Consider the following 13659-nt stretch of genomic DNA (forward strand, 5'->3'; position numbering starts at 1 on the left):
GGCGTTGAGCAGGCGGGTCAGCAACATGGTCAGTAGGAGCAGCGGCAAAGGCAAATCCGATATTGTCGCCCCGGATTCGGATGCGCTGGCGCGTTACGTGCCCGACCTGCAGGACTGGCCCGCATCATGGCGCTTCGAAAACGAGGATCTTCCGCTCGGGCAGGCACTCGTCGAAGTGCTCACCCCGTTCCTGCGACACCTGCTTGCACGGGGATATGCCCGCAAGACGCTGGTTCGCCACCGCGATCACCTTTGGATGCTTGGCGGTCATCTCATTGAAGTCCGTCACGACGACCCGGATGCGGCGGCGATGGATGCCCGCACGCTCGTTCTCAACCAGATCCATGAATACGGTGGCCCACTGATTTCCCGGCACCTCGACGAGGATGCCCAAAGCGCCTTCGACGCCACCTGCAAGAAACTCTATCGATTCCTTTGCCCCTTGTGAACGATGGCGCAAATCCGCGCAAGCGCGACGCCGTGTCCGTGTCCGTGTCCGTGTCCGTGTCCGTGTCCGTGTCTGTGTCTGTGTCTGTGTCTGTAACACCATACGAAATTGAGGGGTCAAGGGCGGGCTTTAGCCCGGCGCAGCGACCCCTTGACGCCACGACGGTTTGCCACGCTATGCGATGGTCGTGAGCGCGGCATTCGAGCGCTCACGACCATGCAAACGAGTTCTTTGGTCTTGACGAATCTCTCACAATTCCCATCAAATCACCCACAGATTGCGCCGAGGAACCAAAAAAGCATTTCCTCGCGCACTGATGTCCAAATCGTCCATTCATCGATTACGTCTTACCTGCAAATCAGTGCCCATCTGCCGGGCAGCCGAGCCACGATAACCCGCCACTCTATTGTATGTCACATATTGACATATCTAGAAGCCAGATCAACCGTTTGGACTAGGGGTAAAACCGGACGCGGGACGACGTCCTCGGTGTGCGGCGCTCTATCCGATCCCAACGAAACTCAAAACGGACATGCCGCCATACCCTGCGGCATCGTTGGAGAGCGACCGACACTTAAGGCCGGTTACCCGCACCCTGGCCCGCTTCACATTGCCGCTCGATAGTTCCCGAGGAAATCGGCGACGTTCGACTCCGAGTGTCGAAGAAGCGCCCAATATTTCAGAGCAGGGACAAGAATTGCGAGCGCATCGCGTACACCAAGAGCGGGCGTTGACGATACCTCGCACCGGCTTGGAAAGCTTTGCACATCTGTATGTCCTGGTGTCGCTCACCACAGCGGCGGCAGTAGTGCTGGATATCTTCGCGCTGCGCAGACGGCAGCCGATGAAAATCATGGAGGTGGTCTGGCCGCTAACCATGCTCTACTGGGGACCGATCGGGGCGATCTTCTATTTGTGGTTCGGGCGCACCGCGTCATCGGCCGAGCCGCCTGACCCACCGCCCAAAAAGCCGATGTGGCAGGCGACCTTCGCCGGGGCAACGCATTGCGGCGCGGGCTGTGCGCTCGGGGATTTCATTGGAGACTGGGTGGCGTTCGCTTTGGGCTTCACGCTGTTTGGGTCGGATCTGGCGGGCAAGATCCTGTTCGGTTTCGTCCTCGCATACGCGTTCGGCATCCTGTTCCAATATTGGTCGGTCGCCCCGATGCGCGGATTGTGCTTGCGCCACGGTCTCCTTACCGCCGTCAAGGTTGATACGCTGTCCCTGGTCGCTTACGAGATCGGCATGTTCGCATGGATGGCGCTTCGAGCTTCGATCTACCCCGAGCTCAAGCCAACTGATTGGTCATACTGGCTAATGATGCAAGTCGCGATGGTCATTGGGTTCTTCACGACGTACCCCGTCAACTGGTGGCTAATTCGAAAGGGCATTAAGGAGAAGATGTGATGCCACAGTCCATGGAGTCGACGTAGTCTTCTTGCGCCCGGACCAACGCTTGCTAGTCGGGGCTTTTTCCAACCCGCGATGCCAAAAGGCGTAGGACCTTTTTGTCTTCCTCAAGCGTTAATGCAAGCTCTGCCCTCTTGAGCGCGAGCGCGGCATGCCGGACCGCCGCCGACGTGCACCCAGGCTCGTGCTCGCGTCCCAGTAACGCAAGCGCTTTCTGAAGGCGCATTCCCACCTCGACCAGCGCAGCACCATCGCGCGCGATCGGGCCGAAGAAATCATCAAACAGATCGTCCACTTGCAAACCTGGGGCGAAGACTCTTCTGCAATTCAGCTCGGTCTCCCCTTCAGCGTCCATTGGCGTCGCCCAAAGCGAAGGGATCCGCACGCCTCGGCCGATGACATCGATAGCCGTGCCCGGATCATTCACAGCTGGCGACAAAGCGCGCGAGGCGATTTCGGTCAGTACCGATAGGCCGAAGCGCGGATCCTGCAAAGGGGGCGCCGCACACCAATCGAGAACGCCGCCCGAATCGCTTCATCCGCCGCATCGTCAATTCCTTCGACGCGCACCAGCATGGTATTGGGATATACGAAGCTGCCGGGCAATGCCTGCAGGTAGATCGCACTTGTCGACTCGGTGGTGGGTTTGCCGAGCGCGGGCATATCGGCTCCGTAGTGGGCTGCCGCCAAGATACGGGCGCCTGAAGCGCTCTGTGAGCGCCTCGATGGCAGCCACTTCGACACGATCGGTGGTTTCGCTGAGCCGGCCAAGGCGCGCCAAGTGGTCAATCCACCGCAACAGCGTATAGACAATCAGCACGACCACGCCGATCGTCACGGCGAACATCACTACCCGTCCGCTTTTGCCATACAGGCCCGTACTGAGGGCGATGATGCCAACCAGACTGAAGAGGAATGAGCCGATAAATGTCGCAAGGACGTTCTGAGTCGTCGTGTCCTCGACCAGATGCGGAGTAGCGCGTGGCGTGACGTCGCTCGTCGCCGACCCGTAAGCTGTCACCATGATGTTCAGCGAGAAGGTCGTTGCGGCCAGCATGCTCGAGGCAATGATGCCGAGAATATTGTCAACTGCGTCGGCGCCGACACGAGCGGACAGATCCTCCGGGATATATTGCTTGAATGCCAGGGGCGAGCAGCGCTGTGGCCACTCCCAACAGCGAAAAAAGTCCCGCGCGAAACCAGAGACGCTTGCTGATTCTTTTCAGAACCCACTGCCATCGTGCGATCATCAAGACCTCGTATCAAAGCTCACGGCGTTCTCGCGTTCGCCCAGTCGTCGGCGCAAGTTCCGTTCCACGTTACATCGTGCCGTCAACTGACACCGACGACGCGTATACTGCTGCCTTTTCTGCTGGCTTCTGGTCGGGGATGCTCAATGCGGCTGCTTTCCTTCATCGATAAGCGCGCGTTACGGCGCGGGCATCGGTTATGGCTTCACTACGGAGTTTTTTGGCTGGGCGCTATCGCGGTCGGCCTGATCGCAGTCCTGTACGCGCAGTTGATCGATTTCGGATATAGCCTCTTCCTTCGTTACGTCAATCAGTTCCCGTGGCTACCCTTGTTAATCACGCCAGCGGTCAGCGCGGCCTGTGTGTGGATCACGATGCGGCTTTTCCCGGGCGCCGAGGGCAGCGGCATACCGCAGGTCATCGCGACACTGCATGGGTCAACGACTCAGCTTGGTGAACGCTTGCTGACCCTGCGAATTCTGGTCGGCAAGATCGCCGTCTCCTTTCTCGCGATCCTCGGTGGCTTTACGATCGGTCGAGAGGGCCCCACGATTCAGGTGGGTGCCGCGCTGATGTTCAACTTGCGCGTTTTCTATCCACGGCGGTTCCGGTCGATCGCCGGTGCCACACTGGAGCGACGGCTCGCGCTCGCGGGTGCGGCGGCGGGCCTCTCCGCTGCGTTCAATGCGCCGCTGGCCGGTGTGGTGTTCGCGATCGAAGAGTTGACGCGAAGCTTTGAACAGCGCGCGAGCGGCGTACTCATCACGGCAATCATTTTTGCCGGTATCGTCGCGCTCGGCATCAGTGGCAACTACACGTATTTCGGCACCATCGACATCGGTACGCGCTTTCCTGACGACCTCGCTCTCGCCGTCGTGCTGACCGGATTGATCGCAGGGGTTGCAGGAGGCGTGTTTTGCTGGCTATTGCTCAATACGAAGCGCTGGATGCCAGCAATGATCGTTCGATTGCGCGCGCGGTGGCCGATCGCGTTTGGAGCGCTATGCGGCCTGGCCGTCGGATTGATCGGCTTCGTTTCGGGTGGTCACACGTTCGGCAGCGGATATGCAGAAGCGCGCGGGATGCTCGAAGGTCACGTGCATCTGACGGCCCTGTATCCGCTGCTGAAGTTGGCATCCATGATCGGGTCATACCTGCCAGGGGTACCGGGCGGAATATTCGCGCCGTCACTATCCATTGGCGCGGGTATTGGCAACTCGCTTCATCTCCTGTTTTCGCAGATGCAGTTACCCATGCTCATTGCTCTTGGCATGGTGGGCTACCTGGCTGCAGTCACGCAAAGTCCCATCACCGCGTTCGTCATCGTGATGGAGATGATCAACGGACACGCACTGGTCATTTCTCTCATGGCCACTGCTTTGATTGCCAGTCGTGTATCGCGCCTCTTTGCACCCCCGCTCTATGAAGCGCTCGCTCAGCGCTATAGCCACCTCCCCGCCCCAAAGCCTGCATCTTAGGCATGTCAGGGCGTCGCCAGAGACCAGCGTGCTCAACTGCTGCCGACTTCGGCAGTGTCGTGCTGGCTACGTCGCACGACGAACGTCGGCAATGGCCGAGCAGATACAACGTCGTCCCTGCCATCTCACTTCTCATATTTGAGTATCAGGATGCCCCACTTCGTTGAAGTATCAGCGCTTATCATATTCTGCCTCGCGCTCGCGCACACGTTTGCGGGCAAACGCATTGAGTCGTTAGCTGTTCGCCACCCTCGCCACGCCGGGCTGTTTCATTTCCTCGGCGAAGTCGAGGTGGTTTTCGGGCTCTGGGCATTAATACTATGCTTTATCATATGGGCCGTCTCCGGTAGCAACGCGGCCGTTTCGTACCTTGAGACGCGGGAATTCACTGAGCCACTGTTCGTCTTCGTGATCATGGTCGTCGCCGCCAGTCGCCCGATTCTCGAACTCGTGACGCAGATCGTCCTGCGAGTCTCGGTCCTTTTGCCAGTTCGAGGCGAAGTGGCATCTATCTGGCTTTCTCTAAGTGCAGTCCCACTTCTCGGCTCACTAATAACCGAGCCCGCGGCGATGACTTTGGCGGCGCTGCTACTGCGTGATCGCTTGTTCACAACACTCGTCGAGGAAAAGTGGAAATATGGTGCGCTCGCGGTTCTGTTCGTGAACGTATCCATCGGTGGCACCTTGACCGCGTATGCCGCTCCACCGGTATTGATGGTAACGTCGGCCTGGGGCTGGGATACGGTGTTTATGGCCAGCACGTTTGGGTGGAAGGCCGCGCTCGCTGTGCTCTTGAATGCCACTGTTATCGTAGCGCTGGTCGCGCGGCAGATTCAAGCATCGAGTAGGGATGGAGATGGCGCACCACCGCGTAATGTCCCTTTCGGTGTGACGCTTGTGCATATCGGTTTCTTGATCGCGATTGTGCTAAATGCACACCACGCAGTCGTCTTTATCGGCGCCTTTCTATTCTTTTTGGGATTCACTCAAGCTTACGAACGCTACCAATCACCGCTGCTGCTTCGCGAAAGCTTGCTTGTCGCTTTTTTTCTGGGTGGCTTGGTCGTATTGGGCGGCCTTCAACAATGGTGGCTCCAGCCACTCGTTCGGGCGATGGACGCACATACGCTATACGTCGGCGCAACGGGACTGACTGCGATCATGGACAATGCGGCAATTACCTACCTCGGCTCACTCATCGAAGGACTCACGCCAGAAGCAAAGTATCTTCTTGTTGCGGGTGCGGTTACCGGGGGCGGGCTTACCGTTATCGCTAATGCGCCCAACCCTGCGGGCCTCGCGATTGTTCGCAAAGGCTTTTCCGATGAGGCGGTGAGCCCTCTGTGGCTGCTCATCGCGGCGATCCCGCCCACGTGTACGGCGTCCTTGGCATTTCTATTTCTTTGACTCGAGCGGGTAGGCGCATCGTCGCATTTAGAATACTCGCCCAGCGGCCTGTCGATTTGGTTGTTCCAGCCGAACGAGCCATACGACGCGGTCTCGGTCGCCCGCCAACTTTTTCTTACGAGGCGCACGCTGAGCTTAGAGTTCGCATTCGAGACTTTAGTATCAAAGGCTGATCCACAGGCAAACGCAGCGCGAGCAAACACTGTCGATGCGATTTCCTTCGCCATAGCTTCGTCATTTACCATCGCACGGAGAAACGCTCACCGGTTCCACGACGGTTCCACGACGGTTCCACGCGGTTCAGGGATAGTCCGGTCCGTGCCATTCTGCGGGAAAAATATCAACGATTGCCGCGGCGGTACGTGCGCAAAAAGGCACTGACCTCTTGGCATGGAGCCAGGGCGAGCACGGCGCCAGTGCAGAAAGCCTGAATCACCGGCTGTGCCACGCACGCGTTTCATTCCCCGGTCGATGCGTTCGGTGCAACCCTTGCGGCAGCCAAGCTGAAGGAACTGCTATCGCTGATCGAGCGGAAGACCGCGACGCAGCAAGATGTGATGCGCGAATCGCCTTGTGAGCCAACCAAGGCCGCTCCAATACGTCATTGGGCGGGAACTGGGTATTTCGGTGCAACCGGTGCGCGTATGCGCAAGCGCATTGCCCAGCGAGCGCAGGGGTCCTCCGCCGCGGATTGCCCGCGAAGCACGACTGCAGTTGATCGCGCTGGCGTGTGAACTGCTGGAATCTGATGGACGGGTCACGCCCAAACTCGACGAGAACGGGCGCGCGCCATGCGGGACGTCGTCTGACGGCTCAGCCGCACCCAAGTGCAGCGTGCTGCAGGGCGGCGACGTGGTCCGCCCCGAATCCAGCAATGGCTACACAGGCCGGATCCTTCGCCTCGATAACGCACAGTCAGATTTTCGAGTTCGACGTCTGCCATGTGTTCGACGTATCCGTGCGGCAACAACACCAAATAATCCGGAAAGCTATCGTCAACCTATGGTAACGAGACCGTCCTTCTTGCAACTCGTTTGCCAAAAGCCATCGCAACGATCGTATATGTCGAATATATTGTTAGGTATTCGGAGACGCCTTCGCCAGCTGGCGGACACGCACCGCCTCGTCGACGACGTCATGGGAAATAACACGATGAACGTTCGATCTTTAACTGGCCGACACGCTTCCAACAAACGGTTTGGGAACGCTGCAGTCGCGACTATTCGTAACATATTCGGATTAACGATCAGCCGATGCCATTGCTTGAAGCGGAGTCGGTCGTAGGTATCGAGGCGCCGAGCAAATCTACGATGTGCACGCACAAGGGAATTCTGCTTTCAGAGAGGTGACACGAAGGAATCGTAGAAGACTCCCTTACTTATACCCGATACTCCCCGCGAACCCGGGCTTCCCAGAATCGTGTCGGTACTTTCGTACAAGTTGGCTATGGCCTCGGGAGCTTAAACGGTTACTACGTCTACGCTGACAAGCAGAGCAGCAAGTTCGTGGAAGCTATATGCAGAAGAGTCCAATTCATCATCAACTTCAATGCGATCTTGCGCGCCGATGCGGTCGTGGTGCCGGTGAAACCAATCAGCGTAATGGAAGAACTGCGACGTCTTGTCGAAGACAGGGGCGCCAAGGTCATGATCAACTGAGCATATGAGCATATGGCGACCTACAACGCACTGAAGATTGTGAAATTTGCGACGGCCCCGCTCCATTCCACCGACGGTGACGCTCAGTGGCGCGCGCTGCAACAAAAAGAACTCGTGCGCAACGGCTTACCCTGATAAGCGGATGGCGAGCGCTATGCTCGCGGCTTTCAACCGCTCGATCGCGCTACATCGGGCATCACAAGTTGTGTGCGAATGCTGACAAACATTCCTCGATTGAGTGTTATCGCCACAGACGATTGATTCTGGGAGAACGAAGATGAGAGAAAATGTCGCACGGCGTCTACCGGTTTTGGCAAGTCTGGTCGTATGCAGCGCCGCTTACTACAGCGTAGCGCTCTTGCCACTGGCGGCATCGGCGAAGGATACCCAGCTCAACGTCTACAACTGGTCGGATTACATCGCCAAGGACACGATCCCGAACTTCACCAAAGAGACCGGCGTCAAGGTCAAGTACGACAACTACGACAGCGACGATACGCTGCAAGCGAAGCTCCTCACCGGCAACTCGGGCTACGACATCGTCGTGCCGACCAGCAACTACGCGGGCAAGCAGATCGCCGCGGGTATCTTCGCGCCGCTCGACAAGTCGAAGCTGCCGAACCTGAAATATCTCGATCCCAAGCTGATGGGGCTCGTCGCCGGCGCCGATCCGGGCAACAAGTACACGGTGCCCTGGGCTTATGGCACGACCGGTCTAGGCTACAACGTGACAAAGGCGCAGCAGATCCTCGGCAAGGACACCGCGCTCGACGACTGGGACATCCTCTTCAAGCCCGAGAACATTTCGAAGCTGAAGGCATGCGGCGTCTCGGTGCTCGACGCACCGGACCAGATGTTCGCCGCCGCCCTCCATTACATCGGCAAGGATCCGATGAGCACGAACCCGGCCGACTATCGCGCCGCGCTCGCGATGTTGAAGAAGATCCGCCCGTACATCACGCAGTTCAACTCGTCGGGCTATATCAACGACCTGGTCGGCGGCGACGTATGCTTTGCCTACGGCTGGTCGGGCGACGTCGTGATCGCGAAGCATCGCGCGGTCGATGCGAAGAAGCCGTTCAAGATCGAGTACTACATTCCGAAGGGCGGCGCGCCGGTCTGGTTCGACGTGATGGCGATTCCGAAGGACGCGAAGAACAAGGAAGCCGCGCTCGAATGGATCAATTACATCGAGACGCCGCAGGTCCACGCCGCGATCACGAATGCGGTGTACTACCCGAGCGCGAATGCCGAGGCGAAGAAGTACGTCGACAAGGACGTGGCGGACGATCCTGCGGTCTACCCGCCGCAGGCCGTGATCGATACGCTGTTCCTGCTGAAGCCGCTGCCGCCGGAGATCCAGCGTTTGCAGACACGACTCTGGACGGAATTTAAATCGGGGCGTTGACTCCCGTTATTGGCTCAGAACGGCTGTTATCGAGATTTTCATAATGCGACACATAGCCCCATCCGCCGAGCGTGAATCGGCATGCAGTAGCGGATGGCCTACGAAAATCTGCCCGACACGATCAAACAACGGATCGAAGGCCTGTACGCCAAGCACAGTTCCGAGCACACGTTTGGCGCCCAGATGCCGATCGAAGCACGTCACGCGATGGCCGCGAAGAACCCCGTCGCTGAGCACCCGGTTGTGCTCACCCATCCCGAGACGGGCGAAAAGGTGTTGTTCGTCAACTCGACGTTCACGACCCATTTCTCGGATTTCTTCAACTTCGAGGACATCCGGTACGGCCAGGACTTCATGCCGGAGGCTCATCATCTGATGAACTATCTGCCCGAAAGTCGCACGGCCGCCACCGCCAGCACGCAACCCACTTCGGCCCTTCGACCCAACTCCGCGACAACGTCGGCTTCCAAGGCTGAGCCGCCCTTCGCCCCTTCGCCGGCGCGCGCAAAGCCACCAACGGCCATACGGGACCATAACGTGAGGGCGAACGCCTGAGGTAGATCAGGGGTGTCGCCACGAATCCAGATCAGTAAATGCCGTGAGGTCTTTCGGCTTGATCCCGTGCTGCTCTCGATGCCCTTTGCATGAGGCAGTGATCGGCCACGAGGCAGATTCATCCGGCCCGCGTCCACCGATACGTAGGGGAAAGAGCTTGCACTGATCGCCTTGGACAAGCCGCTTTCAATGGCCTCATTGCGGCCGCGAGCCTTTCACCCTCACGAACGTCAAGATACCAACGCCCTCGCGCCCGTCCACGGGACTCTTGTTCGGTTCGGTCTTGATCGAAAGCGTGTCGCCATCGATGGTGTAAAACCGCACCTGGTCGATTCCGACGCGCCTGCCGTCCCATTCGATGTCGATGTGATGCACGACCCTGCCGGGCGACACACTGTACGTTCCGCCGTACGCAAGCATCAATTTATGGAGCCTGATTCGCTCGTCGTCGGAGGGCTCATTGCGCGGTCGTGGCTGATCGCCAGACACAAACAACGCGAGCATTCGGCCATCACGCGTAGGTGCGATAGCCGTCGGGATGATCGCCGAGCTGATTGTATCGCTCGCCGGTGCCGGCGACTTCGCACACAAACGACTTCAGTCGCCATGCCCGAGCAACGGATTTGCATCGGCCCGGGCAAGCGTGGACAGGCACAGCATGACCAGTATGAACGAAACCACGCCTATTCTTTTGTACATGGAACGCCCTTGCATGAATGAGCGCATCCGGCGCTCCGACGAACTTCAGAGCGGGTGCAGTTGTCGAGGACTGCATATGCCGAGCGTGTGCAGTTCAGTCCAGTCGATTGACGTCTCGACTCACAAGAAGCTTACGTAAATACAAACTAAGCTTACCACTGTGGGCCAGAATCGATACGCGCGGCCCAAGGCGTCAGTCGATCTGGCTATCGAAGGCATCCCCGGGTCACCGCACAACAATGTGTCAACCCTGCTGCGGAACGTCAGCTTGTCATGCGGTGCAGGCCGCAGAAGGGTCGCGTGCCGCCGGTCGCGGCCGTGCAAGTATCGAGCAGTCGATGCCTTTTGCATGAGGCAGTGATCGGGCCAGTTGCCGACGTTGGCTGGCACCCACGCCCGATTCTCCGATGTCGCCCGCGCAGCAGATAGCGGTCATGTGGATATCCGCAAAACCCGGCCAACGTCGACGGCTCGCGCATCTGGGTGCACGGTAGCGGTACGGAGCGTCGGCGTCTACAAAGAAAGAAGTAGTCGTTCAGGTCAAGTGGCCCATGCGATGAGGGAAAGCGAGCCTGACAAAACTGCACCTCGTGCACTAGTGTTCCTGCATACGGAGTGGATGCTTCACTTCCACAAGCTGAGGCTCCAGTGCGGCTTATGTCAGTGTATGAACGGTGGCGTTCTCGTGACACGATTTCTCATCAGTTTCGCCCTGGTTGTGGCGTTGGGAGCATGCTTGCTGCCATCGGCGGCGCTTGCGCAGCCACCGCTTGTCATCACGGCACTGGCGGAAAAGAAGGTCACCGAGTTGCCACCTGGAGAACTTTTCTGGCGCATAGAAAGCTTTACGACATACGGGCGGGCACAAACCGCCGCGGGCACCTGGGCGCTGGTCGACGAATCGGCGGGCAAAGTCTGGCTGTTCACGCTCGGCACGGCGGGTGGGTCGTCAGAAGGCGGCGCAAAAGTGGCCGAGGTTGGTCCCATCCCCCGGTTTATTGCACCGCAGTATCTCCTCAGGATCAATGCGGCTAGCGGTACTCCCGGCAGCACGACTCCTGTTCATACTCATCCGGGCGCGGAGACCTGCTTCGTGCTGACCGGAGCGCAAAGCGTTCGTACCCCGCATGGGTTGATGGTCGTCAAGGCTGGCGAGGCCCAACCGGGCCGCGGCGCTGGTGTCCCGATGCAAGTGTCGGCCAGTGGCTCGACGGATCTGCACGCCTTGGTAATGTTTATGCTCGACGCCACCAAACCGTTTTCATCTCCCGCAAATTTCCCTTAAGCAGCGGCGTCCTGGTCAACGCACAACAGCCAACGCCGGGCGTCAGTCACCGGTGGGTAGAATCCATGAACGCAACATTTAAGCGCATCAGTGTGTGCACCGTCCTGGCCGGCTCATTGTCCGTGCTCGCAGTGATAGCTCAAGCAGCTGGCATTAAGGTCATGAGCGATAGCCCCCTCGAGCCTGCGTTGACCAAAGTCGTCGATCTTTATCGCCAGCAGACCCATGACCAGGTCAGCCTGGTGTTCGACCCATCGCCAGTTGTAAAGAAAAGGATTGAAGACGGCGAAGCGGCCGACGTTGTTATCGTTCAGCCGGATTTTGCCGAGGACCTCACGAAATCGGGCTCGGTGAGTGCCGGGGACAGACCGATAATCGCTCACGTTGGCGTCGGCCTCGGTAACCGCAAGGGCAGTCCGGCGTACGACATTTCAACAGTTGAGAAACTCAAGAACACTTTGCTCGGTGCGGACCTCCTTGTCTTTAACAGCGTAAAGTCAGGACAGGCCTTTGCAAGCGCCCTTGAGCGGCTGGGAATTGCGGAAACGCTCAAGCCGAAGATCGTACGCACGACGCCCAACGGGATTTTTGAACCTGTGTTGAAGGGCAACGGCAACGATATGGTTGCGGGCACAATACCTCTCATCGCGACGACCGCTGGCATAAAGCTCCTTGGCCCGCTTCCGGGCGATCTCCAGAGCACTCTCACATATACCGCCGTGCTCATGGCGAACACCTCACAACGCGATACAGCCGAAGGATTCATCAAGTTCCTTGTGTCACCACAGGCAAAGGAGACTTTCGCCGCAAACGGTGCTCGGTAAATTAACGGACCATTAATAACACTGCGACCGAGGTTCGATCGAGCTTGTTGAAATGAGAGGGGAGGGAGTTTTGGGACACCATCCTGCTGCTTGCGAAGGGCCAGGGTGTTGGCTTCCTGAGTCCGAGCCCGACGTAACACGGACGAGCAAAGAGCCTCACTGGCCGAGCACACGTCTCCCGGCGCGGCTGCGCGAACGGCCGGTATATTTTGGGACCGGTCGTCCAGGCTGCGCAGTATCGAACGATGGCAGTGGGTCGAGAGTTTGCATCCGCTGACAGTGAAGCCGACATTCGTGGTCGCGAAGCTTCGAACGACTGGAAAGGAACGTTCAGCCGGCTCACGAAAAGCGGTGCCCGATCGTCAGCAAAGGCCTACGATCTGTCTGGCGATACGGGAGAGAGACGGCCGTTGAACCTTGAAAATCGCCGTCGACGAAGCGCCATGTCGAAGGTCGGCTGGCGGTCCGGAGTGTTAGTTCGCTGTTGCAGGAAGCTCCCATCGACATGCCCGACGCGGCCACCGTCGGCAAGCGGCCAAACCAGTGCGGGAACAGCCGGCAGGCTGCCGTAACGGCTAAGCACGGCGTCGTTGCGACACGCGCCAAACCACGGCGAGCGCGGACAAGACAAGTTTTGGCAGCTTGATCATTGGATGCGATAAGTTGGCCGATATCGACTTGCGCGCCGACTTGCAAGTTCAGCTCGCTAGACTAGATTTAAGCATCGGCGTCGATGCGCGACCCGGGCAGCGACCGTTCTCCCAGTATCGAACCGGTTCGCATCCCGTATCTTTCGATCGTTCAACGAACGTACGTTCATTCAGGCGAGGAGAAGCTTATGCCCGACGATCGCAGCCGGAGTGAGTCAGATGCATCCGGCACCTTAGCGGCGACAATCTGTCCCTACGTCAAGAAAGAAAATCCGCCCGCCGAAGGCACCTTCGAGATCGGCATCGTGCTAGCGGGTGCGATTTCCGCCGGCGCCTACAGTTCAGGCGTGGTGGACTTCCTGATCGAAGCGCTCGACGCCTGGGAGGCTGCCAAGGAAGCGGAGCGCAAGACGGGCAGGCCGCAAAATGAATGGTCGGTGCCGCCTCACGACGTGGTATTGCGCGTGTTCGCCGGCGCCTCGGCTGTACCGGCTCGGATTGTCTGGACACGGGTTTGCAACTCAGGCGGCCTCTTTCATGGTGGCTGCGTGACGGGCTTCATGGGGTGACATAAAGCCCAGTTTTT

Annotated in this window: 14 protein-coding genes; 11 read left to right on the forward strand and 3 right to left on the reverse strand. The window is 58.6% G+C overall.

Annotated features, from left to right (window positions below):
• Together AWB68_RS38155 and AWB68_RS38160 are read left to right on the forward strand one after the other, a co-directional pair.
• Nucleotides 1–448, forward strand: a 448-nt coding sequence (locus AWB68_RS38155; protein ID WP_235028732.1) for a hypothetical protein, incomplete at its 5' end; no start/stop codon positions are given.
• 730 nt (nucleotides 449–1178) lie between these two features.
• Nucleotides 1179–1856, forward strand: a complete 678-nt coding sequence (locus AWB68_RS38160; protein WP_235028733.1) for a DUF4396 domain-containing protein — start codon at nucleotides 1179–1181, stop codon at nucleotides 1854–1856.
• A 52-nt stretch (nucleotides 1857–1908) separates the two neighbouring features.
• On the opposite strand, the gene AWB68_RS47385 is transcribed toward AWB68_RS38160, so the two are convergent.
• Nucleotides 1909–2352 carry a DUF2254 family protein gene (locus AWB68_RS47385; RefSeq protein ID WP_125483180.1) on the reverse strand — a complete coding sequence of 148 codons (444 nt, stop codon included), beginning with the start codon at nucleotides 2350–2352 and terminating at the stop codon, nucleotides 1909–1911.
• Between the two features lie 57 nt (nucleotides 2353–2409).
• Nucleotides 2410–2916, reverse strand: coding sequence for a DUF2254 family protein (locus AWB68_RS47390; RefSeq protein WP_510183579.1), 507 nt, complete (start codon nucleotides 2914–2916; stop codon nucleotides 2410–2412).
• 339 nt (nucleotides 2917–3255) lie between these two features.
• Here AWB68_RS47390 and AWB68_RS38170 point away from each other — a divergent pair, with 339 nt between their 5' ends.
• From AWB68_RS38170 to AWB68_RS51695, 6 genes are all read left to right on the forward strand, one after another.
• Nucleotides 3256–4587, forward strand: a complete 1332-nt coding sequence (locus AWB68_RS38170; protein ID WP_087649393.1) for a chloride channel protein — start codon at nucleotides 3256–3258, stop codon at nucleotides 4585–4587.
• Between the two features lie 150 nt (nucleotides 4588–4737).
• The gene (locus tag AWB68_RS38175) at nucleotides 4738–5994 is read left to right on the forward strand and encodes a putative Na+/H+ antiporter (RefSeq protein WP_087649394.1); all 1257 of its coding nucleotides are present in this window, start codon (nucleotides 4738–4740) and stop codon (nucleotides 5992–5994) included.
• A gap of 1505 nt (nucleotides 5995–7499) precedes the next feature.
• Entirely contained in the window at nucleotides 7500–7652 is a 153-nt protein-coding gene (locus AWB68_RS48520) for a hypothetical protein (protein ID WP_160110142.1), read from the forward strand.
• A 12-nt stretch (nucleotides 7653–7664) separates the two neighbouring features.
• A complete protein-coding gene (locus AWB68_RS50955; RefSeq protein WP_268810970.1) occupies nucleotides 7665–7787 on the forward strand; it encodes a hypothetical protein in 123 nt (40 codons plus the stop codon).
• A gap of 142 nt (nucleotides 7788–7929) precedes the next feature.
• Nucleotides 7930–9060, forward strand: coding sequence for a polyamine ABC transporter substrate-binding protein (locus AWB68_RS38180; RefSeq protein ID WP_087649395.1), 1131 nt, complete (start codon nucleotides 7930–7932; stop codon nucleotides 9058–9060).
• A 93-nt stretch (nucleotides 9061–9153) separates the two neighbouring features.
• The gene (locus tag AWB68_RS51695) at nucleotides 9154–9615 is read left to right on the forward strand and encodes a TauD/TfdA dioxygenase family protein (RefSeq protein ID WP_087649396.1); all 462 of its coding nucleotides are present in this window, start codon (nucleotides 9154–9156) and stop codon (nucleotides 9613–9615) included.
• A 195-nt stretch (nucleotides 9616–9810) separates the two neighbouring features.
• Here the strand turns inward: AWB68_RS51695 and AWB68_RS38190 are convergent, their stop codons facing one another.
• The gene (locus tag AWB68_RS38190; protein ID WP_268810971.1) at nucleotides 9811–10206 is read right to left on the reverse strand and encodes a lipocalin-like domain-containing protein; all 396 of its coding nucleotides are present in this window, start codon (nucleotides 10204–10206) and stop codon (nucleotides 9811–9813) included.
• Between the two features lie 793 nt (nucleotides 10207–10999).
• Between AWB68_RS38190 and AWB68_RS38195 the strand changes: the two genes are divergently transcribed.
• From AWB68_RS38195 to AWB68_RS49070, 3 genes are all read left to right on the forward strand, one after another.
• Nucleotides 11000–11599, forward strand: a complete 600-nt coding sequence (locus AWB68_RS38195; RefSeq protein ID WP_200828908.1) for a cupin domain-containing protein — start codon at nucleotides 11000–11002, stop codon at nucleotides 11597–11599.
• Between the two features lie 65 nt (nucleotides 11600–11664).
• Nucleotides 11665–12423, forward strand: a complete 759-nt coding sequence (locus AWB68_RS38200) for a molybdate ABC transporter substrate-binding protein (RefSeq protein WP_087649398.1) — start codon at nucleotides 11665–11667, stop codon at nucleotides 12421–12423.
• A gap of 838 nt (nucleotides 12424–13261) precedes the next feature.
• Complete coding sequence (locus AWB68_RS49070) at nucleotides 13262–13642, forward strand: hypothetical protein (RefSeq protein ID WP_200828909.1); 381 nt, start codon at nucleotides 13262–13264, stop codon at nucleotides 13640–13642.
• Nucleotides 13643–13659: the final 17 nt, after the last annotated feature.

It is taken from the genome of Caballeronia choica (assembly GCF_001544535.1).
Taxonomy (GTDB): domain Bacteria; phylum Pseudomonadota; class Gammaproteobacteria; order Burkholderiales; family Burkholderiaceae; genus Caballeronia; species Caballeronia choica.

What these genes read in the sequence shown, in the direction of transcription:
- AWB68_RS47390 (WP_510183579.1), bottom strand. Translation starts at nt 2,916, where the DNA reads ATGCTGGCCGCAACGACCTTCTCGCTGAACATCATGGTGACAGCTTAC.
- AWB68_RS38170 (WP_087649393.1), top strand. Translation starts at nt 3,256, where the DNA reads ATGCGGCTGCTTTCCTTCATCGATAAGCGCGCGTTACGGCGCGGGCAT.
- AWB68_RS38175 (WP_087649394.1), top strand. Translation starts at nt 4,738, where the DNA reads ATGCCCCACTTCGTTGAAGTATCAGCGCTTATCATATTCTGCCTCGCG.
- AWB68_RS50955 (WP_268810970.1), top strand. Translation starts at nt 7,665, where the DNA reads ATGGCGACCTACAACGCACTGAAGATTGTGAAATTTGCGACGGCCCCG.
- AWB68_RS38180 (WP_087649395.1), top strand. Translation starts at nt 7,930, where the DNA reads ATGAGAGAAAATGTCGCACGGCGTCTACCGGTTTTGGCAAGTCTGGTC.
- AWB68_RS51695 (WP_087649396.1), top strand. Translation starts at nt 9,154, where the DNA reads ATGGCCTACGAAAATCTGCCCGACACGATCAAACAACGGATCGAAGGC.
- AWB68_RS38200 (WP_087649398.1), top strand. Translation starts at nt 11,665, where the DNA reads ATGAACGCAACATTTAAGCGCATCAGTGTGTGCACCGTCCTGGCCGGC.
- AWB68_RS49070 (WP_200828909.1), top strand. Translation starts at nt 13,262, where the DNA reads ATGCCCGACGATCGCAGCCGGAGTGAGTCAGATGCATCCGGCACCTTA.